This is a genomic window from Nocardioides eburneus (assembly GCF_040838215.1).
Classification (GTDB): domain Bacteria; phylum Actinomycetota; class Actinomycetes; order Propionibacteriales; family Nocardioidaceae; genus Nocardioides; species Nocardioides eburneus.
In genome coordinates, this window is the sequence record NZ_JBFPJR010000021.1 from 12,918 (window position 1) to 35,582 (window position 22,665).

Sequence of the window (22,665 nt, forward strand, 5' to 3'; positions counted from 1 at the left end):
GTCACAGCGCGGGGATCAGCAGGAACGACGCCCCGTAGACGACCAACCCCACCAGGAACATGACGACCGTGTAGCCCATGACCTGCCGCAGCGGCAGCTTCGCGAGGGCGAGGACGGGCAGCAGCCAGAACGGCTGGATCATGTTGGTGACCGACTCGCCCGCCGCCACCGACATGGCGATCTTCGACAGGTAGCCCGGCGAGCTCTGGTGCATCGCCAGCGCGGCGTTCACCGCCACCGGCCCCTGGACACCCCAGTGCCCACCCGCGGAGGGCACGAAGAGGGTGATGACCACCGAGGCGAGGAAGTTGAAGAACGGCAGCGTCGTGGCGTTCGCGCCCGAGACGATGCCGTCGGCGATCCGGACCGCGAGGGAGTGAACGTCCGCCGCGGGGGCGTAGCCGAGGAGCGCGATGATGCCGCCGTAGAGGGGGAACTGCAGCACCATCGGGCCGACCGAGCGCGCGGCGGCGGTGAAGGCCCGAACGTACCTGATCGGCGTGCCGTGCAACAGCACCCCGATGAGGGTGAAGACCATGACGAGACTGCCGACGTCGAGCTTGAAGTGGTAGAGGTAGAACGCGTACGCGCCCGCGGCGACGAGCAGCAGGCTCAGCGGACGGAAGCGCTCCACCGCACCGGCGAAGCCGCTGCGCTCGTGGACGGCCGCCGGCTCGTCCTCCTCGAAGATGGCTGGGTCGGGCGCCAGCTCGTGGTCGGGCACCATCCGGGCGAGCAGGAACGGGATCGCGATGGCGAGCACGACCACCGGCACCAGGTTGGACGGCTGGCCGATCTGCCGCCACAGGCTCAACGTGTGCCCGGTCGCCGTGTGTACGACGTCGAGCGGGCTCTTCGGGTCGGTGTTGGCAAGCGCGACCGAGGCCGAGAGGCCGCTGTTGCAGACGATGAAGCCGGTGTAGCTCGCGGCGATCAGGTAGCCGAAGTGGATGCCCTTCAACCGGCGGGCGATGTGGCGCGCCAGCAGCGCGCCGCTCACCAGGCCGAGGCCCCAGTTGAGGAACGAGCACACGAGCGCGACGCCGAAGCACAGCAGCGCCGCCTGGACCTGAGTCGCGGGCCGCGCGGCCAGCCACTCGAGACCGCGACGGATGACCGGCGCCTCGGCCAGCGCGTGACCGGTGACCAGGACGAGCACCATCTCGAACGCGAAGGCGAAGATGTTGTTCTCGCCCCAGACGCCGGAGAACCACGCGTCGGTGACGCCGGACGGCGTCGCGTGCGGGACCACGGCGAAGACCACGACCACGCTGATGACCGTGAGGATCAGGGCGAGCAGGAACGGGTCGGGCATCAGCCGCTCGACGTAGCGGACACAGGCGTTGGTGAAGCGCTTCATCGCGCCTCCCGAGACGTGGGAATGGATCGTTTCACGATGGAAGAGCGTCGCATGAGCGGGCCCGAGCCGCCGAACCGGGCTTTCGTCGACGACATGCACCCGTCACGCTGGAGCCATGGCTCTCGCGGTGTGTCTGCTCTTCGACCGCCGCGGCGACCTGCTGATCCGCAACCTCTGGTCGAGGCTCGAGGAGCACGGCATCGGCACGCTCCAGAGCCACACCCACGGTCACCACGTCCCCCATCTCTCCTACGCGGTGCTGCTGGAGTGGGACCTCGACGCCGTACGCCAGGCGGTGACCACACTGCCGGACGGGGGTGGCTTCACGCTCTCCGGACAGGGCGCGGTCGTGTTCCCGCGGGGCCGGGTGGCGCTGGCGCCGGCGCTGCCCGCGTCCGTGATGGCGCGACAGGAGGCGGTGATCCGCGCGCTCTCGGAAACCGGCGCCCTGGTGCACCGGCACTACCTGCCCGGCGCCTGGCTCCCGCACGTCTCGCTCGCCACCCGGGCCGCCGCCGGCGATCTGAGAACCGTCACCGGCGCGGTCGCGGACGCCGTACCCGTGCCGCTGCCGGTCGACCGGGCGGCGCTCATCGACAGCTCGACCGGCGAGCTATGGCCGTTGCCGCACGTCCCGTGACCACGTCTCCCAGTCCACGCCTCTGACCAACGCTCCCGGTCCGGGGAGCACCGACCCGCCGGCCATGCTGGCCGGCGCGGGCACGGCCACGAGCTCGAGGTGCTCGCCACGGAGGGCGACCAGCCGGCGCACCAGGTCGATGAGGTTCTCCCTCCGCGGGCCGGCAAGCTCGAGATCACCGTCACCATCGTCCGTCGCCATCTCGACCAGCAGCCTCGCCACCTCGGCCGACGCCACCGGCTGGGTGGGCATGTCCATGATCTGCGCACGGTCCCCGCTCCGGGAGCGCTCCAGCACCTGGCCCGGGAACTCGTGGAACTGAGTGGCGCGCAAGACGCGGACGCCCGGCGCATGCTCGCGGGTGGCGCGTTCGTGCGCCAGAGTGGCGACGTACCACCCGTAGCCCTGGCTCTCGTCGATCCCCACGATGGAGAGCACGACGGTGCGTCGTACGCCGGCAGCGCGGGCCGCGGCGCCGAGGTTCGCCGCCACCGTGGTGAAGAATGCGACCGCCGCCTGCTCGTCCATCGAGGGCGACCGGGTGACGTCGATGACGGCGTCGACGCCGTCGAGGCGGTCGCCGATCGAAGCGGGATCGGTGAGATCGACGCCCGTGGTCCGGCTGAGGGCGATCACCTCATGCCCGGCGTCCCGGGCGAGGCGCGTCACCTGTGACCCGATCAGCCCGGTAGCGCCGGCGACGGCCAGACGGCGCTTCTTCACGATCGGCCCACCCGTCGTCGACTCCACGCGATCGATGCTAGCGGCGTGGCGTCCCAGTCGAACGCCGCAGACCTGCTCAGCCGTGCGTCCAGGTCGCGACGGCGCGGTCGATCAGCCGGCGGGTCGACGCGGAGACCTTCTCCACCAGCGTGACGGACGGCTCCGGCGTCGTACGCGAGGAGGAGCGGGACGCACGCCAGGTGCCGACCACGACGCCGTCGACGAGCACGGCCGGGCGGAAGACCCCGTTGCCGCCGGGGACGAGCGCCTCGAGCGCGGACGGGCTCGCGACGAGCGACCGGTCGGCGTAGCCGAGGATCCACTCGTCGAAGCCCGGCACCAGCGTGACACCGGTCGGGTCGGGAACCGCGGGCTCGCCCGCGACCCAGGCCGAAGCGCCGTCGACCCGCACCTCGACGAGGTCGCCGACCGTCGTCAGCGCGCGACGCAGCGTCGCCTTCGGCAGCTTCGTCCACCAGGCCAGGTCCGCCTCGGTGACCGGCCCCCGGGCGGCGACGAAGCCGCGGACGACATCAGCGAGCCCGGCGAGCGCGGCGTCGGGGTCCTCGAGCGATGGCGTCGCCGTGAGTGTCAGCAGCTGCTCCGCGCCGGTGTCGTCGAAGGCACCCCAATGAGCGAGCCCGTCGACCGCGAGGTGCATGAGCAGGTGGTAGCCGCGGCCGGCCGCGGTCTCGATCCCGGCCTTCTCCCAGCACGCCAGGGCCTCCGCCCGCCGCAGCGGACGCTCCAGCAGCGCCTCGTGCAGCACGTCGCGCGCCCGGGCCAGGACGGCGTCGTCGAGACCGAGCCGCTCCCGGCGTCGTACGGCGGCCCGGTGGGTCCGCTCCGCAGTGAAGTGCAGCAGCGCGGCGAGCCGCGTCGGCGTGGTCGCGAAGAGCGTCCCGCGCATCGGCCACGACCGCACCAGCTCGCCGGCGTCGAAGGCGGCGCGTACGTCGGCGACGGTCGTCCCGGGACGCGACCGGATCGCGATCGCCGCGAGGACGGCCGGCAGATCCTGCCCCTGCAGCGCCACGGCACGGTCGACCACGGCGGACGGGCCGAGGTCCGAGCCGCCGAGGAGCTGCGCCCGCCAGCGCAGCCGCCGCGCGTTGGCCGGCGTGAGCTCGATGGTCATGCCCGCACCGTACGTCCCCGCTCGCCAACCGGGCATGCTCGTCGCGACCACCGAGCCGCGCGCTCCGCGCCGACCAGCTTCTCGCCGACGACGTGGCCCAGCCGTTGACCGATCGATCGGTCAACGCGGCACACGCGCGGTGCCGAGCTGAGGGCCTCGCGCGCCGGTTCCCTTCGGACGCCGGTTCGATCACGGCACCCGATCTCCGGCCGAGATCCGACACCTCAGGCGGCGTGCCAGCGCACCGGCAGCCGCTTGATGCCCTGCTGGAACGACGAGCGGAGCAGGTCCGGCTCGCCGGCCGGCGCCTCGACTCAGAACAGCCCGACGGTGTCGCCGTGGTCGTCGATGTCGATGTGGGCGGCCGCCGGGTCCGAGCCGAGCCCGGGCATGGTGCGCATGTCACCGCAGATCGGGTAGATGAACCCGGCGCCGACCGAGGCGCGCACCTCACGCACGGGCAGTCGCCATCCGGTCGGCGCGCCCCGCAGGCTCGGGTCGGACGACAGCGAGAGGTGGGTCTTGGCCACGCAGATCGGGAGGCCGCCCCAGCCGCGCCGCTCGTAGAGGTCGAGCGCGCCCGCCGCCGCGGGCGCGTAGTCGACGCCGTCGGCGCCGTACACCTGGGTCGCGATCGTCTCGATCTTCTTCCGCAGGCCGGCGTCGAGGGAGTAGAGGAAGCGGAACCCGCCGGGCTCGTCCGCCGCCTCCGCGACCGCCTCGGCGAGCTCGGTGGCGCCACGGCCACCCTCCGCGAAGTGGGTCGAGAGCGCACACCGTACGCCGGCCTCCTCCGCCACCCGGCGGATCGCGTCGTGCTCGGAGGGATGGTCGGTCGGGAAGGCGTTGATCGCGACCACCGGCGTGACGCCGTGCAGCCGGATGTTGCCGATCTGCTTGCGGAGGTTGTTGGCACCGGCGAGGACGTCGTCGGGGTTCTCCGCCATCAGCTCCGTGGGCAGCGGCCGACCGGCCACCACCTTGTGCCGTCCCGAGTGGACCTTCAGCGCCCGGACCGTCGTGACCAGGACCGCCGCGTCCGGGACCAGTCCCGAGACCCGGCACTTGAGGTTGAAGAACCGCTCCGCCCCCATGTCGGCGCCGAAACCCGCCTCGGTGACGAGGTAGTCGCCGGCGTGGATGCCGATCAGGTCGGCGACCACCGAGGAGTTGCCGGTGGCGATGTTGCCGAACGGCCCGCAGTGGACGAGGGCAGGCGTGTTCTCCAGGGTCTGGAGCAGGTTCGGCTTGAGGGCGTCGCGCAGCAGCACGGTCATCGTGCCGGCCGCGTGCAGCTCCTCGGCGGTGACCGGCCGCTGCTCGGGCCGGCGGGTGTATCCGACGACAATCCGACCCAGCCGCTCCCGGAGGTCGCGCAGCGAGGTCGAGAGTGCCAGGGTCGCCATCACCTCCGAGGCCGCGGTGATGTCGAACCCGGTCTGCCGCGGCGTGCCGTCCGTCCGACTCCCGAGTCCGACCACGATGTTGCGCAACACTCGGTCATCGACGTCGAGGACGCGACGCCAGCTGACGTCGGCGGGCTCGAGGCCGAGCGCGTTCCCCCGGAACAGGTGGTCGTCGACCATCGCCGCCAGCAGGTTGTGCGCCGCGGTGACGGCGTGCATGTCGCCGGTCAGGTGCAGGTTGAGGCGCTCCATCGGCACCACCTGGCTGTGCCCGCCGCCCGCCGCACCGCCCTTGATGCCCAGCGTCGGACCGAGCGAGGGCTGCCGGATCGCGATCACCGCACGGCGACCGGTCCGGTTCAGCCCCTGGCCCAGGCCGATGGTGGTGGTCGTCTTGCCCTCCCCGAGCGGGGTCGGCGTGACGGCGCTGACGACGACGTACTTCGCCTTCGGCCTGTCCGCGAGATCCTCGATCGCGGCGAGGTCGACCTTCGCGACGCCGCGGCCGTACTGCTCCAGCAGGTGGCTGCCCAGCCCCATCTCCCCGGCGACGTCCTCGATCGGCTTGAGCTCGCTCGCCCGACTGATCTCCAGGCTGCTCGGCTGGCCCATCGTCTCAGCTCCCCGCGGCAGGCACCGCCGACGTCAGTGTGCCGACGTCCTGCTTCGGCTGGTCCTTGGTGGGGTCGATGAACGGCTTGGGTACGACGACCGCGGGCGCCACGCCTCGGCCGGTGTCGACCTCGACCTCGGTGCCCAGGGTGGTGAGCTCGATCGGGAGCATCGCGTAGCCGATGTTCTTCTCCAGCCGCGGCGAGTAGCAGGCCGACGTGACCTCGCCGACCCGACGGCCGTCGTACTGGACCGGCATGACGTCGATCATCGAGCCGTCGATGTAGCTGCCGAGCCGCTCGCCACCGACCTCGAGGCCGGCCAGCATCCGCCGGGGCCCCTCCGCCTTGATCCGGGTCAGCGCCTGTTTGCCGATGAAGTCGGCGTCCTGGTCGAGGCTGACCATCCAGTCGTAGCCCATACCGACCTCGAACGGGTTCGTGTCGAAGGTGATGTCGCTGCCGTGCGCCAGGATCCCGGCCTCGATCCGACGGATGTGGCACGGCCCGATGACCTCCAGTCCGTGGGGCCGGCCGGCCTCCCAGATCGTGTCCCAGAGCCGAACGCCGTCGCGGCTGGCGTCGCGGACGTAGATCTCGTAGCCGACCTCGGCGGTGTAGCCGGTCCGGGACACCACCAGCCGCATACCGTCGAGGTCGTACTCGCGCAGGTAGTAGTAGGGGATGTCGAGCACCGAGTCGCCGAAGACGTCGCGGAGCACGGCGGCCGACTTCGGTCCCTGGACCTGCACGGGACCGACGTCCGCCTCATGGATCTGCACGTCGAGCCCGGAGTGGAGCGCCACCCCGCGGGCCCAGAGCAGGATGTCGCTGTCGGCCAGCGAGAGCCAGAAGTGGTTCTCCCCCAGCCGCAGCAGCACCGGGTCGTTGAGGATGCCGCCGTCGGCGTCGGTCAGGAAGACGTACTTGCACTGTCCGACCCGGCATCTGGTCAGGTCCCGGGTGACGAGCATGTTGGTGAAGGCGAAGGCGTCCGGACCGGTGATCTCCACCTGCCGCTCGACCCCGACGTCCCACATGGTGACGCCGTTCAGCAGTGACCAGTACTCCGCGACCGGGTCGCCGTAGTGCCGGGGATGGTAGGTGCGGTTGTAGACGCTGTACATCGCGACCCCGTGCCGCCGTGAGGCGTAGAAGAACGGGGACTTGCGGATCCGTGGATAGAGCAGGACTTCGGGGTGGGGGTTCTCGGGCATCAGCGCCGCCTCCAGGCGTCAACCGCTTCGGCTGTCGGACAACACCCTGCCTAGCACTGTGATGCGTATCATGCAACGCATTGCGTATGACGCAAGTCAGGCCTATCCTCCCGGCCCTCGCGCCGATAGCCTGTCGCCGATGACTCCCACCGACACGACCGGCGCAGCGCCGGTGCAGTCCGTGGACCGCGCCGTCCGCGTGCTCGAGATCCTGGCCCGCGACGGCGACGTGGCTGCGGGCGAGATCGCTCGTGAGCTCGGCGTGCACGGCTCCACGGTCTCCCGGCTCATCGCGTCGCTCTCCGCGCACGGCCTGGTCGAGCGGAACGGCGTCAACGGCGGCTTCCGGCTCGGCGTCGGACTGCTGCGCCTGGCCGGCGCGACCGCGTCACGCCTCGACCTGACCGGCCAGGCCCAACCGGTCTGCGACGCGCTGGCGGCCGAGCTGGACGAGACCACGAACGTCGCGATCCTCAGCGACGGGGTGGCGATCAACGTCTGCCAGGCCGCCGGCAGCAACGCCGTGGCCACCCAGAACTGGGTGGGTCGACGGACGGTCCTCCACGCCACCTCCAGCGGGAAGGTCCTGCTGGCGTACCTCGACGAGGACGACCTCGCGGCGCTCCTGCAGCGGCCGCTGGAGCGCTTCACCCCCCACACGATCACCACGGTCCGCGCCCTGCGTGCTCAGCTCCGCGAGGTGCGCGAGACGGGCTACGCCACCGCGGTCGAGGAGTACGAGGAGGGGCTGAACGCCGTCGCCGCACCGGTGCGCGGACCCGACGGGAGCGTGATCGCGGCGATCAGCGCGGCCGGGCCGGCCTACCGGCTGGGGCCGGACGACCTGCCTGCCACCACGGACGCGGTCATCCGGGCCGCCCAGGAGATCTCCCGACGGATGGGGCACCACCCCTGACGGCGGGCTGAGCCGCACAACCCTCAGCCGTGGTCGTCGGCGAGGATGGCGTCGACGGCCGCGCGTGCGGCCTCGGCGAGGACCCGCGCGGTGACCGCGTCCGCACGCAGCCGGGGATTGCCCTCGCTCGCAAGCCGGTCGGCCTCGGCCGAGACCGTCGCCGCCAGCCCGTCGATCTCCTCGGGTACGACGACCGCGGCGCGTCCCGGCGCGCCCGCCAGCATCGCGGCGACCGCGGCCTCGTCCTCCTCGGCCAGCCGGAGCGCCCGGACCCGCCAGTCGTGAGCCCGGCGCGCGATCGCCGTGGCGTCGCCCAGGTGCGAGCCGGACCGCTCGGCGACCTTGACCACCAGAGCCGCCGCCATCGCCGTGGCCACCGCGGCGGCCGATCCCGCGGCAGGCGCTCCCCGACCCGCGAGGCGGCGCGTCAACCGCTCCACCGAATGCTCGGCCAGATCTCCTTCCATGGCGCCGTTCAGGCCTTCGTCCGGCGCTGCTCGGGGTCGAACGGCGCCGTGCGGCCGGTCGTGAGCACCGAGACCGGGAATCGCTCGCCGAGATACTCGACCTGCAGCGCGGTGCCCTCGACGGCGTACGCCGGGGGCAGGTAGGCCATCAGCAGGTAGCGACCCAGCGACGGTGCCGGACCGGCCGAGGTGACGTAGGACCGCCGGCCCCGAACATCCACGACGGCCTCACCGTCCGTGGTGAGCACCGGCTCGTGGCCGGTCATGAACCGCGGGACTCCCGCCGGGACCGCGTGGTCGTCGACCGCCAGCGTGCACAGCACGGCCGCCGGCTCGCGTTCGCGCGCCGCCAGGTAGGCCTCCTTGCCGATGAAGTCGGCGCTCTTCACCCGCGGCAGCGCGAGCCCGGCCTCGACCGGGTCGTAGTCCGAGGTCAGCTCCGCGTTCATCAGTCGGTGCGCCTTCTCGAGGCGACCCGTCGTCCCGTAGACGCCGATCCCGGCCGGCACGACGCCATACTCCTGTCCCGCCTGCCACAGCGTGTCCCACAGCCGGAGCCCGAGCTCGGTCGGGGCGTGGATCTCCCAGCCGAGCTCGCCGACGTACGAGATCCGCGCCATCAGCGCCGGCACGCCGCCGAGCAGCACCTCGCGCGCCGTACCGAAGCCGAAGCCCTCGTCGCTGACGTCGTCGTCGGTCACCACGGCCACGAGGTCGCGGGCTCGCGGGCCCCACACGCCCAGCGAGCAGTACGCCGACGTCAGGTCCACCAGCTGCACGGAGCCGTCACGGGGCAGGTGGTCGTGGAACCACGCGAGGTCGCGACTGCCGTCCGCCCCGCCGGTGACGACCCGGAAGTGCTGCTCTCCGAGCCGGATGATCGTGAGGTCGGCGCGGAAGCCGCCGTCAGGCGCCAACAACGGCGTGTAGATGACGCGGCCGACCGGGCGGTCCACCTGCGCCATCGCGATCCGCTGCACGGTGTCGAGCGCGCGGGGCCCGATGATGTCGAAGACCGCGAAGGCGCTGATGTCCACCATCGCCACCCGATCGCGCATCGCGAGGTGCTCCGCCTCGATGATCGGCGACCACCAGCGGGCGTCCCACTCCGCGGTGCGGTGGGTGACGCGGTCGGCGTACTCCTCCAGGAGCGGCGCGTTCGACTCATACCACTGCGGCCGCTCCCAGCCGGCCGCCTCGAAGAACACCGCCCCGAGCTCCTGCTCACGCGGGTAGAACGGGCTGGTGCGCATCGGCCGGTCCGAGGACCACTGCTCGCGCGGATGCACGATGCCGTAGATCTTCGGGAACCCTTCCGCGGCGCGCGCCCGCACGTGGGAGCGCGTGCGCGCGCTGGGGTGGAAGCGGGCGATGTCGGCGCCGTGCACGTCGATCTCCGAGGTGCCGTCGGTGAGCCACTCCGCGATCACCCGACCGACCGCGGGCGCCTCCTTGATCCACACCGCGGCGGCCGACCACAGCCCCGCGACCTCGGGGGTCTGCCCCAACAGCGGCGACCCGTCCGCCGTGACCGAGAGCAGCCCGTTCAACGCCTTGCGGGTCTGCAGCCGCGGCCGGCCGAGCAGGCCCGGGAAGAGCTCACGAGCCTGACCCAGCTGCTGCTCGAAGTCATCGGCGGTGAACGGGAACTGCGTCGGGGAGTCCTGGCCGGCGGCGCCGTACGGCGGGATCTCCTCGGGCGCGTGCAGGATCGGCCGGTGCGCATAGGAGCCGATCTCGAGGTCCGGTCCGCGCTGACGCTCGTACATCAGGTTGTCGATGTCGCGCACGAGCGGGAAGCTGACCCACTCCTCGGTCTCCTCGAGCTCGGGGATCGGACCGACGTCGATCATCTGATGCACCGCCGGCGTCAGCGGGATGCTGGCCCCCGCCAGGGCCGCGATCCGGGGGCTCCAGACTCCGCAGGCGACCACGACGACCTCGGTGTCGATGTCGCCTCGGGAGGTGCGCACCCGGCTCACCCGTCCGTCGGCGACGTCGATGCCCGTCACCTCCGTCTCGTCGCAGACCGTGAGCGCGCCGAGCTTCTCCGCGTGCTCCCGCATCAGCTCCCCCGCCCGCAGCGGGTCGACGATGGCGCCCGACGGCGTGTGGAAGCCGCCGAGGAGGAGGTCGGCGTCGACGTACGGCACCAGCTCCTTGATCCGGGCGGGGCCGATCAGCTCGGCGTCCACGCCCCAGGCCCGCGCCGACGACATCCGTCGGCGGAACTCCTGCATGCGTTCCTCGGTGCGCGCGACCTCGATCCCCCCGCAGCCGATCAGGGTGTCGAGCGCGGCGTACTGACGCAGCGAGTCGACGGTCAGCTCGGTGATCTCCTTGGAGTGGTCGACCGGGAAGACGAAGTTCGACGCATGCCCGGTCGAGCCTCCCGGATCGGGCAGCGGGCCCTTCTCCAGGAGCACGATGCGGCGCCACCCGCGGTCGGCGAGGTGGCGCACCACCGAGCTGCCGACGATTCCTGCTCCGACGACCACGACATCCGCGCGGTCAGGTACGTCTGCCATGGCGGCCTCCGACGACGGCACTGAAAGATTCGAGACATATCACGTCGCTGGACGTGTTGACCATGCCTGCTGGTCCGGACCGCCTCGCCGCGCTGACCGTGGGCATCGCGGCAGGATGGGCTCCGCGGGCCCGCAGACGAGGAGTACGACGATGGCGCAGGAGTTCGACAAGGAGTACTGGGAGAAGCACTGGTACGACGGTGGCGCGTCCGCGTCCATGGCCGCGAGCCCGCCCAACCCGCACCTCGTCCGTGAGGTCGGCGACCTGGCGCCCGGGACGGCGCTGGAGGCCGGGTGCGGCGCCGGCGCCGAGGCGATCTGGCTCGCCGAGCGCGGTTGGCACGTCACCGGGGTGGACATCTCCACCGAGGCGCTCGTCCGCGCGGCGCAGCGCGCCGGGACGACCGACGCCGCCGAGCGCCTCCGGTGGGTCGAGGCCGACCTGAGCACCTGGGAGCCGGGCGCGAGGTTCGATCTGGTCACCACCCACTACGCCCACCCGGCGATGCCGCAGCTCGCCTTCTACGACCGCCTGGCCTCGTGGGTCGTCCCGGGCGGCACTCTGCTCATTGTCGGCCACCTGCGGGACCACGCCGCCGGCGGACAGGGCCGCGGCCATGGACACGGACATGGACACGGCGATGTCGAGCCGCCCGCCGAGGCCTCGGTGACCGCCGCGGACATCACCGCGCGGCTCGACAGCGACACTTGGGAAGTCGTGACCGCCGACGAGCTCGCCCGCACGCTCACCGGACCCGGGGGACATCGGAGCTCGCTGCGCGACGTCGTCGTACGCGCTGTTCGGCGCTGATCCCACGCATGGCAGACCCACGGTGAGCGACCCCGCTTTCGACGGCCGCTCCTCGGTCGCCCGGCCGAGCCCCGTGCGGTCTGACTGACGGGTCAGTCAGACCGGCACCGACCTCAATCCTCGATCTGCGCCGCGCCCGTCCGCGGCGGCAACGGCTCAGTCCCCAGCTCACCGCGCAGGCCGGCGTACCTCATAGCGCAGGGTCGCGAACTGACCGATCTGCTTGACCTCGAGCAGTCGCAGCGTGTCCGACTCGATCCGGCGCGGCAGGAGCGGCGCGCCGGCACCGAGCGTGACCGCTGCGACGGAGAGCCGGATCTGGTCGAGCGCCCCGGCGTCGTAGAACTGCCCGACCAGGTCGCCCCCGCCGGCGATCCACACATCCTTGTCGCCAGCCGTCTCACCGATGGCAGCGAGGTGGTCGCTCACCGGGCCGGAGACGACCCGGATGTCAGCGCCGGGGACGAGCGGCAGGTCGGAGCGGGAGGAGAAGACGTACGTCGGTCTGTCGCTGTAGAACTCCTGCCATTTCTCCGGCTTCTCGAGCAGCTCCTCGTGATCGAGCACCCAGCGGTACGTCGTCGACCCCTCGACCATGACGCCGACGCCGGCGACGAACGACTCCAGATCGGCGATGGACTCGTCCCCTCCTTCGACCGCGAAGAGCCAGTCCAGGGAGTTGTCCGGATCCGCGATGAACCCGTCGAGTGTGGTCGCGGTGGCATAGACGAACCGGGGCACACCACGATGCTAGATGCCCGCCCGCGGCATGGGGTCGACGCGACACCGTCGGGCTGATCGGGCTGATCGTTGCCCACGCCTGCCGCCGGCGCCGCCGCCCACGGGGAGAGTGGATCCCTCAGTGGTCGGCCGGGTCGAAGCCGTCAGGGGCGCGGTCGAGGAACCCCGTGACGGACATGATGCGTCCATCGCCGGTGGCGGTGAGGACGTCGGTGCCCTCGGCGAACGACGCGTCGCCAACTCGGAGTTCCCACGGCACACGGGCTCGGTCGTGGTGGACATCGGGCTCGGTTCGGGCTCGGAATTCGTAGGCGCCGACGTGCTCGGTGAACTGTTCGACGAAGCGGGCCAACCCCTCGATGCCGCTCGTCACGCCGATGGGTGTGACCCAGATGATGTCCTCGCTGAAGATCTGGCCGCCGCTCCGGCGCAGCTCGGAAGGATCGGTGTTCCAGAAGCGGACGTAGTTCGCCACCGCCTCGGCGGTCAGTGGCGTCGTGGTCTCGGTCATGCGTATCTCCTGTGTGTTCGACGGGATCTTTCAATACCGCCACGAGCGTGACGCCGGTGCTGCAGCCTGTCGATTACCTCGCAGGTAGTTGTTGGCCCGCTCCGGTTCAGGCAGCCTGCACGCATGACCGTGATGCGGGCGCCGGTGGGGGATCTGGTCCGGCAGTGGCGCGAGCATCGCCGCCGTTCGCAACTCGACGTCTCGATTGCCGCAGGGCTGTCGGCGCGCCACCTGAGTTTCATCGAGACCGGCCGGGCCACCCCGAGTCGGGACATGATCGAACGGATCTGCGAGGAGCTCGACATCCCGTTGCGCCATCGCAATGAGCTCTATCTCGCCGCCGGCTTTGCTCCGAAGTACGCCGAACGCCCGCTCGGAGATCTCGGTGTCGCGCGGGCCGCTGTCGAGGCGGTGTTGGCCGGCCACGACCCGAACCCGGCGATGGCGATCAACGTCCGGTGGGAGCTCCTGGCCGCCAACCACGCGATGGAGGTCCTTCTCAGCGGTCTGGACGTCCGGTTCCGCGAACCCCGCGCCAACGTGCTCCGCGCCATGCTCCACCCCGACGGGATGGCCTCACGCGTCCGCAACTACAGCCAATGGCGAGCCGCGACGATCCGACGCGTACGTCGTCAACTCGAGCGTACGGCGGCCGACGGGTTGGCCGAGCTGCTCGATGAGCTCGAGTCCTACCCGACGCCGACGGGTCAGCCAGACCACGACGTCACGATTCCCGACAACGACCTGGTGACGCCGACCGTGCTTGCGACGGCGCACGGTGACGTTGCGCTGCACCATGCGCTGACCGTCTTCGGCGCCGCTCTCGACGTGACGCTGGACGAGATCGCCATCGAGACGTTCTTCCCCGCCGACGAGCGAAGCGCGACGCTGCTCAAGAGCCTCACAGCCGGATGATCCCCCAGGGCGAGACCTGATGCGGATCGGTCAGGTGCGGGGAAAGACGCAGGCCCGGACCGCCGCGGTCGTCCGGGCCTCGTCGCCGGTCGCGAGCAGGTCGAGCAACGCGCCGCGAAGCACGGCCAGCGCGAGCGTACGACGAGCCTCCGCGTCCGATTCGCCCGGTTCCTGGTTCGCGGCCAGGACGTCGAGCCAGTCGGCGACGGTCGCATGGGCGAAGCCGGCCCACGGGCCGTCGGGGTCGACCAAGGAGCGGGCGTAGGCCTCGACCCAGAGCCGCAGCAGCGGCCGGTGCTCGGCTGCACTCAGCCATGCCCAGACTCGGGTGACGGCCGCGTCGAGGCCGACGGGTGCCCCCTGTGCGGCGAGATCGTCGAGCAGGGCGAGCTCGTCGCGCCGGGCCCGAGCCAGCAGGGCCTTGACGAGCCCGTCCTTGTTCCCGAAGAGAAACATCAAGACCCGCGGACTGGATCCGATCGCCGCCGCGAGCGGCCGCAACGACACCTCGGCGAGTCCGTGTTCGAGCACGTAGGCGTAGGCCGCCTCGAGCAGCTCGACCTGCCGTCGCGACGGGATTGCTAGGTCTTCGGACATGGCTCTAGAGTAGTCGACTGAAACAGTCGTGTCAGTCAGGAGCGAGGGATGACACACCAGCAGGAGTCGAAGGTCGTCGTACGTCGGGCTGATCGGCCCGGCGACTTCGGGTGGATGGTGATGGCGAACGGTGAGACCTACGCCGAACAGTTCGGCTGGGACACCGAGTACGAAGCACTCGTGGCGCGCATCGTCGCGGACTTCGCCACCTCTCGCGACCCCGCTCGCGAAGCCGGCTGGGTGGCCGAGGTCGACGGTCAGCGGGCGGGCTGCGTCATCCTCGTGGCGACCACCGACCCCGACGTCGCGAGGCTCCGGATCCTCCTCGTCACGCCGGAGGCTCGTGGCTGCGGACTGGGCACCCGACTGGTGCAGGAGTGCCTCGACTTCGCGCGAGCCGCCGGCTATCGCCACGTGACCCTGTGGACCAACGACATCCTCACGTCAGCTCGGCGGATCTATGAGGCCGCAGGCTTCACCCTCATCGACGAGGAGCGGCACCACAGTTTCGGCAGCGACCTCGTCGGGCAGAACTGGGTCCTCGACCTTGGCTCATGGGGCTGTCCTGGGCCGCAGAGCCGCTGATCGCCAACTCTCGTCAGCGGAGTCCTCGCGGCGGTCAGTCGATGCTGACTGGGAAGAGCTCCGTGCGTGCGACGACCCGATCCCGTTCGCCCGAGAGCGCAACTCGCCTGGGGTCCTGGAGGTAGCCGTCGAGCGCGGCTTGACCTTCGAAGCGGAAGAGCTGGATCTCGTGCGGTCGCCCGTCGGCGCCGTCGGAGCGGGCCCGCTGGAGGACCGTGCCGCTGTGCTCGGGGACCAGCGCCAGCACGCTGTCCTCGTGGTGGCTCAGACCGCTCTCCTCACCGTGAACGGCCCACAAGAAGCAGCAGAGGATCACCGACTCGTCTGCCATGGCCACGACGCTACCGTGATGCAGCACCCCTGGCGTCGCGGCTCCGCGGACATGTCCGGTCCCCGCCAGGAGGCCTGGTTCGCTACACCTCGGCTACGTGAGGCGCGACAGTGCCCGCCGCATCCGCGCCATCTCGTGTACGCCGCCGTTCGCTCATCGAGGTCGCCAGCCCGATCGCCGACGAGACGAGCACCACGACGGCGTAGCCCAGCAGCACGTGGTCCAGGCCGAGCGGTCCGACCAGCGCGCCCGCAGCGACGGCGGGCACGCTGAACGTCAGATAGCTGACGACGTAGATCGAGGCGAAGGTGGCCGCACGCTGGTCACCTGGGACGAGCTCCATGACCTGGCGTGGACCTGCCGAGAAGACCATCCCGAAGCCGCTACCCGCGACCGCGGTGGCCACGAAGAACACGGGTGTCGACGTGAGCGCGGTCGACAGCGCCACCCCGGCCGCTCCGAGCACGAGGGCAGAGCTCCCGATGACGGTGGTCAGCGAGGGCAGGAGTCTGCGGAGCAGGAGTGGCGCGACGGCCCCGGAGGCGTTGAGCAGGCCGATGGCGAACCCGCCGGCCAGCGCGCTCTCCACGCCGAAGACATCCTTCATCGCCAGCGGCACGAGCGAGAGGTAGAGACCACCGGTGGCCCAGAGCGCGCTGAGGCTGGGCACCAGGGACAGGAACGTACGCCGCGCCGTGCGTGGCACGGAGATCCGCGGGACCAGTGACGTGAGGGCGCCGGGTCGCCTGGGACTGGTCTCAGGAAGCCCGAGGGACACCAGAGCCACCACGGCGAAGAAGAGCGTCAGGAAGGCGAACGTCACCGTGACCGGGTCAGCGACCTGCCGGATCAGCCAGCCGGTCGCGAGGCCGCCGACTGCCAGGCCTGACAACGGCGCGAACCCGTTGATGAGCGCACCGACCCGCGACCCGGAGGGTGCCGCCTCCAGGATCGCGGCGTTGAGCGCGCCGACGGCGATACCGGTCGCCACGCCTTGGACCGCCCGGCCGGCGAGGAGCCAGTCGGTGTCCAGCGCGGACCAGAACACCGCCATGCCCAGGGCCTCGAGCGCCAGGGTCCCGATCAGGACGGGACGGCGGCCGACGTGATCCGACAGGCCGCCTGCCACCAGGAGCGCGATCAGGAGCGCGACCGCGTAGATCGCGAAGATGATGGTCACCATCGCTGGACCGAACCCGAACTCGTGCCGGTACGGCACCAGCAACGGTGAGGGCGCGGCGGCGGCCACGAAGAAGGCGAACAGCTCGATCTTGAAGACCAGCAGGGAGAGCGTCCTGCGGCGGTCGGGCCAACGCTGCGCCGCGCGCTGGAGCGGCGCGGTGACCGGCTCGTCGGGGACCTCCATCTCCGGTCGTACGCCGGCGGTGTAGTGCTGGGTCCAGGGCCGGTCGGGCGCCGGACCGGAGTCGGCGCTCATGCCGCGGCCGCCTCGGCGCCCCACCAGAGCTGCGCGCGTGAGACGACGTGCTCGGGGGTGCGGACCCAGGTGATGTGGTCGTTGCTCGCACCCTCGGGCACCTCGTCGTCCGTGTAGTGCCAGCGCGTGACCGCGCCCGGGTCGAAGAGGTCGGCCACGAACGCCTCGATCGCACCGTACGGCGCCAGGTTGTCGTCCTCGAGGCTGACCACCAGCGACGGCGTGGTGATGGGAGGCTCCGTCGGGAAGGGGGGCCGACCGGTCAGGACCATTGACGCCCACTCGCGCATCAGCGTGCGGGCGCCGGGTCCACCGAAGGCCGGCTTCGGGAGGTAGCCGAAGGCGGTGGTGAGCACCGGCACGACCACCGCGCCCATGATGACGAGCGGGACGCCGCCGTACGGGAAGTGGCGGAAGTAGGGCACCGCTCCCCCGATGGTGATCAGGCCATCGACCTGTCCTCCCGACAGGGCGTAGCCGGCGGCGAGCTGGCCACCGAGGCTGTGGCCGAGCAGGAGTACGGGGCGGCCGGAGTAGTTCCGGCGGGCGGCGGTGACAGCCGAGGCGATGTCGCCGATCTCGTCCTGATAGCTCCAGTCGTGTCGCCGACTGGCCGCGCCTGCCGTGTCCTCGAAGCCACGGCGGGTCAGCGCGACCGCGTCCCAGCCGATCGTGCTGAACGCCTCGACCAGGGGTCGGTAGTAGCGGGATCCGATCCCCATGGCCGGGGCGATCAGCACCACGGGTGCGTCGGTCAACGCGCACCCACCGTCTTGAGGACCTTGAGTGCGCCAGTGAGGATGCCGGCCCACCGCTCGTGCGAGATGCCCTTGGGCGGCTGGAATCCCTGCAGGCGCTGGTGGGCGACGGTCTGGGCCTCGGTGTACTTCAGCAGGCCCTCGGCGCCGTGCCGGCGACCGACGCCGGAGTCGCCCATGCCGCCCATCGGAGCGTCGATGCTGCCCCACGCCGCGGCGTAGGCGTCGTTGACGTTGACAGTGCCCGTGTGGATCCGTGCGGCCACCGCACGCCCGAGCGCACCGTCGCGCGTCCACACGCTCGCGTTGAGGCCGTACGCCGACTCGTTGGCGCGTCGGATGGCGTCCTCGACGTCGGTGAAGCGGTAGATCGAGACGACGGGCCCGAAGGTCTCGTGGTCGAAGAGAGTCATCTCCGGCGTGACGTCGGCCAGCAGCGTCGGCTCGTAGAACAGCGGGCCGAGGTCGGGGCGGCGCTTGCCACCCGCGAGCACGGTCACCCCCTTGGCGACGGCGTCATCGACGTGCGCCGAGATGGTCTGGAGCTGCGAGGGGGTGGTGAGGCTCCCCATGTCGGCGCTGAAGTCGTACGCGGCACCCAACCGCAGGGCCGTGGTCCGCTCCACGAACGCGGGGACGAACCGGTCGTAGATCTCGTCGGCGACGTACATGCGCTCGATGGAGACGCACAGCTGGCCGGCGGAGGAGAAGGACGCCATCACGGCACCCTCGACGGCCCGGTCGATGTCGGCGTCGGGCAGGACGATCATGGGGTTCTTGCCGCCCAGCTCCATGGAGGCACCGATCAGCCGCTCACCCGCGGCGCTCGCCAGCTTGCGGCCGCTGGCGGTGGAGCCGGTGAACATCAGGTAGTCGGCGTTGGCCATCAGCGGATCGCCGATCGTGCCGGCGCGGCCGATGACCATCTGCCAGACGTCGGCGGGCAGGCCGGCCTCCTTCATCAGGTCCAGGGCCCACAGCGCGGTCAACGCGGTCTGCGTGTCGGGCTTCTGTACGACGGCGTTGCCGGCCAGCAGCGCAGGGATGGCGTCGCCCGCGGCCATGGAGAGCGGGTAGTTCCACGGCGAGATGACGGTGACGACACCCTTGGGGTGGTGCAGCTCGGTGGTGTGCGTGAGCACCGGGAGGGCGCCGCGGCGACGCTTGGGCGCGAGGAGCCGCTCGGCGCTGCGGGCGTAGTGGCGCGCGTTGATGGCGATGTCGGTGATCTCGAGGAACGCGTCGCGGCGGGTCTTGCCGTTCTCGGCCTGCATCAGGTCGAGGCCCTGCTCCTGGCGCTCGAGGACGAGGTCGTGGAAGCGCAGGAAGATCCGCTTCCGCTCGGCGATCGGCGTGGCGGCCCAGTGGATCTGGGCGGCCCGGGCGCGGGCGAAGGCGGCCTCGACGTCCTCGGCCGACGAGGACGGGAGCTCGGCGAGGGGCTCGCCGGTGTAGGGCGCGGTGGTGGTGACCGTGGCAGCGCCCGGAGCCGCGGTGACCTGGCGTGCGAGGCGGGTCAGCAGCGCGGGCGTGAGCGACGCAGGCAGGGTGGAGGGGCGCGTCGGGGCCGGCGCGTGGTCGATGGACATGTGCGTTCTTTCGGTTCGCGAGGTGTGGCGTCGGGTCGGGAGGGTGAGGGGCGGGCGTCCGAGGGAGGCCGTCAGGGACAGCCATGGACGCCCGCCCCTCACCCGGCAGGTCGGACGTGTGCTCAGTGCAGGGCTTCGCGCAGGGTGACCTGGGCGAGCTTGATGGCCGCGTCGGAGGCACGGCTGGAGCGCAGCGCGTTGAGCATCATGAAGTCGTGGATCGTGCCGCCGAAGCGGACCTGGGTGACCGGGACGCCGGCCTCCCGCAGCTTGGCGGCGTAGGCCTCGCCGCCGTCGCGCAGGACGTCGGCCTCGGCGGTGATGACCAGAGCCGGCGGGAGGTCGGCGAGCTGGTCGAGGGTGGCGAGCAGCGGCGAGGCGTAGACCTCCTCGCGCTGGGCGTCGTTCTCGGTGTACTGGTCCCAGAACCACTTCATGCCCTCGCGGCTGAGGAAGTGGTGCTCGGCGAACTGGTGGTAGGACGGGGTGTCGAAGTCGGCCGACGTCACCGGGTAGAGCAGCACCTGGTGGCTGATGGTCACGTCACCTCGGTCCTTGGCCATCAGTGTCAGCACGGCGGCCATGTCACCGCCGACCGAGTCACCGGCGACGGCGATGCGGGTGGGGTCGAGGTCCTTGTCCGTGCCGTTGCTGACGACCCACTGCGCGGCGGCGTAGTTCTGCTCGATGGCGGTCGGGTACTTCGCCTCCGGGGACAGGTCGTACTCCGGGAAGACGACGGCCGCCTCGGCCCCGACGGCGAGCTCGCGCACCAGCCGGTCGTGGGTGTCGGCACTGCCGAAGACCCAGCCGGCGCCGTGGATGTAGAAGACCACCGGCAGCGTGCCGGTTGCCCCGGCAGGCTTGATGATCTTGACCTTCACCGACCCGGTGGGGCCGCCCTCGACGGTGATCCACTCCTCGTCGACCGCGGGCTTCTCGATCTCCCCGGACTGCACCTGCTCGACGGTGGCGCGGCCCTCGGCCGGAGGCATCTGGAAGAGGAACGGCGGGCTGTCGGTGTCCTGGGCGAACTGTGCGGCCTCGGGCTCGAGGACGGGCTTGATCTCGGTCATGGCGATCTCCTTCGATTCGTGTTCTGACGGGTTCTAGGCGGACGGCCGGACCGAGGTGGTCACGGGCATGTGGAGGGCGGCCTGGGCCTCGGTGGCGACGTCGAGGCGCAGGGTCTTGATCGGCTTGAGCGAACGCAGGTCGTTCGACATCCGGCCCTCGCCGAGCTCGAGCTTGACGCCGCGCGGGAGACGAGCGCTGCCGGCGCTCAGCAGGTTGGTCTGGTTGAAGGTCGACTGCCAGGTGCCGTTGACCTTCGTGTACGACGTCAGCGACGACACGCGCTCGCCGGAGCGGAAGCTGGTCTGCTCGGGGGTCGGCGCCGCGAACGCGAGGTCGAGTCCGCCGGCGTCGTTGGCGATGCGTGCCGTGCTGGTCTCGGCGTTGATGTCCACGTCGAGGTCGGTGACCCACTTGGGGAAGCCATATCCGTCGTGGCCGCGGACCTGGGCGATCTCGGTGTTGACCGGCAGGGAGAAGACGTAGGAGTGCAGGTGGTCATTCTTCAGGTCCGTCACGAGATCCAGGAACCCGAGCCGACCGTGGCGGGCAGGCTTGACGGCGACGCCGACGGCAGCTTCGGTGTAGAAGTCGATGTCCGCGACGTCGTACCGGAAGAAGATGACCGAGGCGAGCCCGAGGCCCGGCGCGATCTCGAGCGGCTCCAGCTCCTCCGGAAGGCGGGAGCGGATGGCCGAGGAGCGCGCGAGGATGGTCAGCCGCGCCGAGGACATCCGATAGTAGAAGTTCGGCGTGTAGGTCTCGCCGATCGGTGAGTCGACCCGCGTCTTCGTCAGGCCGCGGAAGAAGTCGACGTTGCTGACCCGCGGATCGGCCTCGACCTGGTCGAGGTCGGGATTCATCCTGAAGCGGTCGTAGTAGCCGCCCTTCGGGACGCTCACGGTGTGGTTGCCGAGCTCGACCTCGATCGTCTCGGCCTGCTGGCTGCTGGTCGCCACGGGCGGCTCCTCTTCTGAGTGATGTTGACACTGCTCACGTCATCTTCGTACAGTATGTGAGCATCGTCAACATTCAATCGGAGAAACCATGCCGTCGCCGATCTACACACCTCTCGCCCTCCGCAGTGGAGCCGTGCTGCCCAACCGACTCGCAAAGGCCGCGATGGAGGAGAACATGTCCGCCCCGGGCCAGCTCCCGGGCGAGGAGCTCTTCAGCCTCTACCGACGCTGGAGCGCCGGCGGCGTCGGCCTGATCATCACCGGCAACGTCATGGTCCACGCCGAGGCGCTCACCGGCCCGGCCGGCGTCGTCCTGGACGCGAGCTCACCGATCGAGCCCTTCCAGGAGTGGGCGAAGGCCGCCAAGAGCGGAGGGGCCCAGGTCTGGATGCAGATCAACCACCCCGGCCGCCAAGTCATGGCCGACATGCCCGGCGTCGCCTGGGCCCCCTCGGCGATCCGAGTCGACATCGGCAAGAACAGCAAGCGCCTGGCCCAGCCGACCGAGATGACCGCCGACCAGATCGAGGCGACCGTCGCGCGGTTTGCGACCACCGCCCGCCGCGCCGAGGCCGCCGGCTTCGACGGTGTCGAGATCCACGCTGCCCACGGCTACCTGCTCTCCCAGTTCCTCTCGCCCCTGGCCAACCAGCGCACCGATCAGTGGGGCGGTCCACTGGAGAACCGCGCGAGGCTGTTGCTCGACATCACGCGGGCGATCCGCGCCAGCGTCGGCGAGACGTTCGCGGTCGCCGTGAAGCTCAACTCCGCCGACTTCCAGCGCGGCGGCTTCGACGCCGACGACGCCAAGAAGGTCATCGAGCTGCTCGCGCCCCTCGGCGTGGACGTGGTCGAGCTCTCCGGCGGCAGCTACGAGAGCCCCGCCATGTCCGGTCGGGCCGCCGCGGACGAGCGCACCCTGGCCCGCGAGGCCTACTTCCTCACTCTTGCCTCGGACTTGGCGCAGTCCAGCCCCCTGCCGATCATGCTCACCGGCGGCATCCTGCGCCGCCCCGTCGCCGAGGAGGTCCTCGCCGACGGCATCGACCTCGTCGGCATGGGCACCGCGCTCGCCGTCGACCCCGATCTGCCGAACACCTGGCGCCGCGACGCCGAGGCGGCGGTCGTGCTCAAGCCGATCAAGATCAAGGACAAGGCCATCGCGTCGGCCGCGGGGATGGCCAGGGTCCGCTACCAGCTGCGACGACTGGGCACCGGACGGCGTACCCGACCCTCGGTCCACCCCATCGGCGCCTACGCCCGCGAGATGCTGCACCGACGAGGCGCCCTGCGCCAGTACGCCGCATGGCTCGCGGCCCGCGGAGCCGACCGATGAGCCACCCGAACCCG

At 71.0% G+C, this 22,665-nt stretch carries 22 protein-coding genes; 6 read left to right on the forward strand and 16 right to left on the reverse strand.

The annotated features are described in order from the left end of the window. Position 1: 1 nt before the first annotated feature. The gene (locus tag AB3X52_RS12590) at positions 2-1,360 is read right to left on the reverse strand and encodes a TIGR00366 family protein (protein ID WP_367994433.1); all 1,359 of its coding nucleotides are present in this window, start codon (positions 1,358-1,360) and stop codon (positions 2-4) included. 115 nt (positions 1,361-1,475) lie between these two features. Here AB3X52_RS12590 and AB3X52_RS12595 point away from each other — a divergent pair, with 115 nt between their 5' ends. After that, complete coding sequence (locus AB3X52_RS12595; RefSeq protein WP_367994434.1) at positions 1,476-2,000, forward strand: 2'-5' RNA ligase family protein; 525 nt, start codon at positions 1,476-1,478, stop codon at positions 1,998-2,000. Here the strand turns inward: AB3X52_RS12595 and AB3X52_RS12600 are convergent. The 4 genes from AB3X52_RS12600 to AB3X52_RS12615 form a co-directional block, all read right to left on the reverse strand. Next, positions 1,974-2,750, reverse strand: coding sequence for an SDR family oxidoreductase (locus AB3X52_RS12600; protein WP_367994435.1), 777 nt, complete (start codon positions 2,748-2,750; stop codon positions 1,974-1,976). The genes AB3X52_RS12595 and AB3X52_RS12600 overlap by 27 nt on opposite strands. Positions 2,751-2,799: 49 nt before the next feature. Beyond that, positions 2,800-3,861 (reverse strand): winged helix DNA-binding domain-containing protein, encoded by a 1,062-nt coding sequence (locus AB3X52_RS12605; protein ID WP_367994436.1) that lies wholly within the window; start codon positions 3,859-3,861, stop codon positions 2,800-2,802. 314 nt (positions 3,862-4,175) lie between these two features. Then, a complete protein-coding gene (locus AB3X52_RS12610) occupies positions 4,176-5,879 on the reverse strand; it encodes a formate--tetrahydrofolate ligase (protein ID WP_367994437.1) in 1,704 nt (567 codons plus the stop codon). Between the two features lie 4 nt (positions 5,880-5,883). Then, positions 5,884-7,095, reverse strand: coding sequence for a glycine cleavage T C-terminal barrel domain-containing protein (locus AB3X52_RS12615; protein ID WP_367994438.1), 1,212 nt, complete (start codon positions 7,093-7,095; stop codon positions 5,884-5,886). A 139-nt stretch (positions 7,096-7,234) separates the two neighbouring features. Between AB3X52_RS12615 and AB3X52_RS12620 the strand changes: the two genes are divergently transcribed. Next, positions 7,235-8,011 carry an IclR family transcriptional regulator gene (locus AB3X52_RS12620; protein ID WP_367994439.1) on the forward strand — a complete coding sequence of 259 codons (777 nt, stop codon included), beginning with the start codon at positions 7,235-7,237 and terminating at the stop codon, positions 8,009-8,011. A gap of 23 nt (positions 8,012-8,034) precedes the next feature. Here the strand turns inward: AB3X52_RS12620 and AB3X52_RS12625 are convergent, their stop codons facing one another. Both AB3X52_RS12625 and AB3X52_RS12630 read right to left on the reverse strand, forming a co-directional pair. After that, a complete protein-coding gene (locus tag AB3X52_RS12625) occupies positions 8,035-8,478 on the reverse strand; it encodes a hypothetical protein (RefSeq protein WP_367994440.1) in 444 nt (147 codons plus the stop codon). A gap of 8 nt (positions 8,479-8,486) precedes the next feature. Then, complete coding sequence (locus AB3X52_RS12630) at positions 8,487-11,006, reverse strand: GcvT family protein (protein WP_367994441.1); 2,520 nt, start codon at positions 11,004-11,006, stop codon at positions 8,487-8,489. A gap of 151 nt (positions 11,007-11,157) precedes the next feature. Between AB3X52_RS12630 and AB3X52_RS12635 the strand changes: the two genes are divergently transcribed. Continuing rightward, positions 11,158-11,817 carry a class I SAM-dependent methyltransferase gene (locus tag AB3X52_RS12635; RefSeq protein WP_367994442.1) on the forward strand — a complete coding sequence of 220 codons (660 nt, stop codon included), beginning with the start codon at positions 11,158-11,160 and terminating at the stop codon, positions 11,815-11,817. Between the two features lie 168 nt (positions 11,818-11,985). On the opposite strand, the gene AB3X52_RS12640 is transcribed toward AB3X52_RS12635, so the two are convergent. Both AB3X52_RS12640 and AB3X52_RS12645 read right to left on the reverse strand, forming a co-directional pair. After that, the gene (locus tag AB3X52_RS12640; RefSeq protein ID WP_367994443.1) at positions 11,986-12,558 is read right to left on the reverse strand and encodes a dihydrofolate reductase family protein; all 573 of its coding nucleotides are present in this window, start codon (positions 12,556-12,558) and stop codon (positions 11,986-11,988) included. Positions 12,559-12,676: 118 nt separating this feature from the next. Next, complete coding sequence (locus AB3X52_RS12645) at positions 12,677-13,069, reverse strand: nuclear transport factor 2 family protein (RefSeq protein WP_367994444.1); 393 nt, start codon at positions 13,067-13,069, stop codon at positions 12,677-12,679. Positions 13,070-13,192: 123 nt separating this feature from the next. Between AB3X52_RS12645 and AB3X52_RS12650 the strand changes: the two genes are divergently transcribed. Beyond that, positions 13,193-13,984 (forward strand): helix-turn-helix domain-containing protein, encoded by a 792-nt coding sequence (locus tag AB3X52_RS12650; protein ID WP_367994445.1) that lies wholly within the window; start codon positions 13,193-13,195, stop codon positions 13,982-13,984. Between the two features lie 30 nt (positions 13,985-14,014). Here the strand turns inward: AB3X52_RS12650 and AB3X52_RS12655 are convergent, their stop codons facing one another. After that, complete coding sequence (locus AB3X52_RS12655; protein WP_367994446.1) at positions 14,015-14,581, reverse strand: TetR/AcrR family transcriptional regulator; 567 nt, start codon at positions 14,579-14,581, stop codon at positions 14,015-14,017. A gap of 48 nt (positions 14,582-14,629) precedes the next feature. Between AB3X52_RS12655 and AB3X52_RS12660 the strand changes: the two genes are divergently transcribed. Next, positions 14,630-15,166 (forward strand): GNAT family N-acetyltransferase, encoded by a 537-nt coding sequence (locus tag AB3X52_RS12660; protein ID WP_367994447.1) that lies wholly within the window; start codon positions 14,630-14,632, stop codon positions 15,164-15,166. A 34-nt stretch (positions 15,167-15,200) separates the two neighbouring features. On the opposite strand, the gene AB3X52_RS12665 is transcribed toward AB3X52_RS12660, so the two are convergent. From AB3X52_RS12665 to AB3X52_RS12690, 6 genes are all read right to left on the reverse strand, one after another. Beyond that, positions 15,201-15,497: a hypothetical protein gene (locus AB3X52_RS12665; RefSeq protein WP_367994448.1), complete on the reverse strand. Its 297-nt coding sequence runs from the start codon at positions 15,495-15,497 to the stop codon at positions 15,201-15,203. Between the two features lie 82 nt (positions 15,498-15,579). After that, positions 15,580-16,935: an MFS transporter gene (locus tag AB3X52_RS12670; protein WP_367994449.1), complete on the reverse strand. Its 1,356-nt coding sequence runs from the start codon at positions 16,933-16,935 to the stop codon at positions 15,580-15,582. Continuing rightward, a complete protein-coding gene (locus tag AB3X52_RS12675) occupies positions 16,932-17,693 on the reverse strand; it encodes an alpha/beta fold hydrolase (protein WP_367994450.1) in 762 nt (253 codons plus the stop codon). Before AB3X52_RS12675 ends, AB3X52_RS12670 begins: the two co-directional genes overlap by 4 nt. Beyond that, the gene (locus AB3X52_RS12680) at positions 17,690-19,282 is read right to left on the reverse strand and encodes a succinic semialdehyde dehydrogenase (RefSeq protein WP_367994451.1); all 1,593 of its coding nucleotides are present in this window, start codon (positions 19,280-19,282) and stop codon (positions 17,690-17,692) included. Before AB3X52_RS12680 ends, AB3X52_RS12675 begins: the two co-directional genes overlap by 4 nt. Before the next feature lie 122 nt (positions 19,283-19,404). Beyond that, the gene (locus tag AB3X52_RS12685) at positions 19,405-20,358 is read right to left on the reverse strand and encodes an alpha/beta hydrolase (RefSeq protein WP_367994452.1); all 954 of its coding nucleotides are present in this window, start codon (positions 20,356-20,358) and stop codon (positions 19,405-19,407) included. Positions 20,359-20,391: 33 nt separating this feature from the next. Further along, positions 20,392-21,315 carry an acetoacetate decarboxylase family protein gene (locus AB3X52_RS12690; protein WP_367994453.1) on the reverse strand — a complete coding sequence of 308 codons (924 nt, stop codon included), beginning with the start codon at positions 21,313-21,315 and terminating at the stop codon, positions 20,392-20,394. 88 nt (positions 21,316-21,403) lie between these two features. On the opposite strand from AB3X52_RS12690, the gene AB3X52_RS12695 reads away from it, so the two are divergent. Continuing rightward, positions 21,404-22,651: an NADH:flavin oxidoreductase/NADH oxidase family protein gene (locus AB3X52_RS12695; protein ID WP_367994454.1), complete on the forward strand. Its 1,248-nt coding sequence runs from the start codon at positions 21,404-21,406 to the stop codon at positions 22,649-22,651. Positions 22,652-22,665 lie beyond the last annotated feature (14 nt).

Excerpts from the sequence above, each read along its gene's own strand:
- AB3X52_RS12590 (WP_367994433.1), bottom strand. The coding sequence starts at position 1,360 with ATGAAGCGCTTCACCAACGCCTGTGTCCGCTACGTCGAGCGGCTGATG.
- AB3X52_RS12595 (WP_367994434.1), top strand. The coding sequence starts at position 1,476 with ATGGCTCTCGCGGTGTGTCTGCTCTTCGACCGCCGCGGCGACCTGCTG.
- AB3X52_RS12605 (WP_367994436.1), bottom strand. The coding sequence starts at position 3,861 with ATGACCATCGAGCTCACGCCGGCCAACGCGCGGCGGCTGCGCTGGCGG.
- AB3X52_RS12610 (WP_367994437.1), bottom strand. The coding sequence starts at position 5,879 with ATGGGCCAGCCGAGCAGCCTGGAGATCAGTCGGGCGAGCGAGCTCAAG.
- AB3X52_RS12615 (WP_367994438.1), bottom strand. The coding sequence starts at position 7,095 with ATGCCCGAGAACCCCCACCCCGAAGTCCTGCTCTATCCACGGATCCGC.
- AB3X52_RS12620 (WP_367994439.1), top strand. The coding sequence starts at position 7,235 with ATGACTCCCACCGACACGACCGGCGCAGCGCCGGTGCAGTCCGTGGAC.
- AB3X52_RS12625 (WP_367994440.1), bottom strand. The coding sequence starts at position 8,478 with ATGGAAGGAGATCTGGCCGAGCATTCGGTGGAGCGGTTGACGCGCCGC.
- AB3X52_RS12630 (WP_367994441.1), bottom strand. The coding sequence starts at position 11,006 with ATGGCAGACGTACCTGACCGCGCGGATGTCGTGGTCGTCGGAGCAGGA.
- AB3X52_RS12635 (WP_367994442.1), top strand. The coding sequence starts at position 11,158 with ATGGCGCAGGAGTTCGACAAGGAGTACTGGGAGAAGCACTGGTACGAC.
- AB3X52_RS12645 (WP_367994444.1), bottom strand. The coding sequence starts at position 13,069 with ATGACCGAGACCACGACGCCACTGACCGCCGAGGCGGTGGCGAACTAC.
- AB3X52_RS12650 (WP_367994445.1), top strand. The coding sequence starts at position 13,193 with ATGACCGTGATGCGGGCGCCGGTGGGGGATCTGGTCCGGCAGTGGCGC.
- AB3X52_RS12655 (WP_367994446.1), bottom strand. The coding sequence starts at position 14,581 with ATGTCCGAAGACCTAGCAATCCCGTCGCGACGGCAGGTCGAGCTGCTC.
- AB3X52_RS12660 (WP_367994447.1), top strand. The coding sequence starts at position 14,630 with ATGACACACCAGCAGGAGTCGAAGGTCGTCGTACGTCGGGCTGATCGG.
- AB3X52_RS12665 (WP_367994448.1), bottom strand. The coding sequence starts at position 15,497 with ATGGCAGACGAGTCGGTGATCCTCTGCTGCTTCTTGTGGGCCGTTCAC.
- AB3X52_RS12670 (WP_367994449.1), bottom strand. The coding sequence starts at position 16,935 with ATGAGCGCCGACTCCGGTCCGGCGCCCGACCGGCCCTGGACCCAGCAC.
- AB3X52_RS12680 (WP_367994451.1), bottom strand. The coding sequence starts at position 19,282 with ATGTCCATCGACCACGCGCCGGCCCCGACGCGCCCCTCCACCCTGCCT.
- AB3X52_RS12685 (WP_367994452.1), bottom strand. The coding sequence starts at position 20,358 with ATGACCGAGATCAAGCCCGTCCTCGAGCCCGAGGCCGCACAGTTCGCC.
- AB3X52_RS12695 (WP_367994454.1), top strand. The coding sequence starts at position 21,404 with ATGCCGTCGCCGATCTACACACCTCTCGCCCTCCGCAGTGGAGCCGTG.